This window comes from Moorena sp. SIO4A1 (genome assembly GCF_010672065.1).
Classification (GTDB): Bacteria; Cyanobacteriota; Cyanobacteriia; order Cyanobacteriales; family Coleofasciculaceae; genus Moorena.
In genome coordinates, this window is record NZ_JAAHHX010000751.1 from 1 (window position 1) to 1,402 (window position 1,402).

The 1,402-nt window shown below is 44.3% G+C and carries 1 protein-coding gene; it reads right to left on the reverse strand.

Going from position 1 to position 1,402, the window contains the following annotated elements; all coding sequences use genetic code 11:
• Positions 1-379: 379 nt before the first annotated feature.
• A complete protein-coding gene (locus F6K53_RS42600; RefSeq protein ID WP_293086603.1) occupies positions 380-1,366 on the reverse strand; it encodes a Type 1 glutamine amidotransferase-like domain-containing protein in 987 nt (328 codons plus the stop codon).
• Between the last annotated feature and the right edge of the window lie 36 nt (positions 1,367-1,402).

The window sequence follows — 1,402 nt, forward strand, 5'->3', positions numbered from 1 at the left end:
GGGCAATTTCTATGGCAACACTCATCCATTTGCGATGGATGAGATAGGAGTTATCAATCGGGTTAGGTACTTCCATTCTGGGGAGTAGGGAGTAGGGAGTAGGGAGTCGGGAGTCGGTAGGGAAGTGTGGAGATGGGGAGATGGGGAGATGGGGAGATGGGGAGATGGGGAGATAGGGATTTTGTTATTGCTATTTTAAATTTTAACTTGTTAAGTTAAAAACTAAATTTGGGATTTATAGTAATTAGTTTAGACCATATTTATAATACTATTAATTAGTTTTATAAACATCTATTTTTACCCGATTCCCTACTCCCGATTCCCGATTCCCGATTCCCGATTCCCGATTCCCTGTTCCCTACTCCCTACTCCCTACTCCCTACTCCCTAAAAGTAATTTTTCCCTCTTCTACACTAGCGATTTGGTAGCCAGAGGTTGGTAAATATCTGAGGTCAAAGGTATCACCTCCGGATAGTTTCCAAATTGTGTAATTGGAAAAGGTTAGGGGAATTCCTGGTTCACATTCTTCTGGTCTATGGTCACCTAGGACAAAATAAGCTGCGCCTTCTCCGATTACTTCAGCGTAACCGTTGTAGTTTACAACTACTGATGTTGCTTCGTCTACTCCGATGCCTAAAACTTCTTCTGCGTCAGTATCTTGGAGCTGGCGAGCAATGAATACCATCAGGCGACCCATGCGCTCTCGTTCGCTAAAGTGGGTATCGACAATTACTGATTCTAGGTCTCGCCATTTAAATAGGTGATTGGTCAAGCTAATGTAATGATCATAGGGGTCATTGAGGGCTTCATCGGAGCGGATTGAACCTTGACAAGCATCATAGACAAAACTACCTTGAATCATGGCACCAGCACTGGTTCCACCAATAGCCCCACCTTTATCAAGCACATAAGCGATCGCATCATGAAGGTCTGTGCCCTGGAAATTATCAACGTAGTCGCACTGGTCACCACCGGTAAAGAATAATACCTCAGCGTTTTCTACCGTAGCCACCACATCAGGTCGATTAGCATCATCATGGCTATCGAGCACTAGGGTTTCTACTGAATTAACCCCGTTCATGTCATAGATCGGTTGATTGTAGCCATCATCACCAAAAGACCGGATTACTACTACATCAACTTTGCGATCGCATTTGCTGCAATCCCTAACTTGGTTAATCATCCACTGGATAGCTTCATCCACATCAGGACCACCACCACCCAAGTCAAAGGCAGGGCCATCTAAAGACAGATCAACATTAGGCGATTCACTAATTTGATAGCGCTTGACCGTAGCAGCCGCAGGGAAAGCTACTACTCCCAGCATGATCACGAAGACTAAAGCAGTAATAACGAAACGTTTCACTATTGTTATCCACCCTGAAAGCTAAACCAATCAACC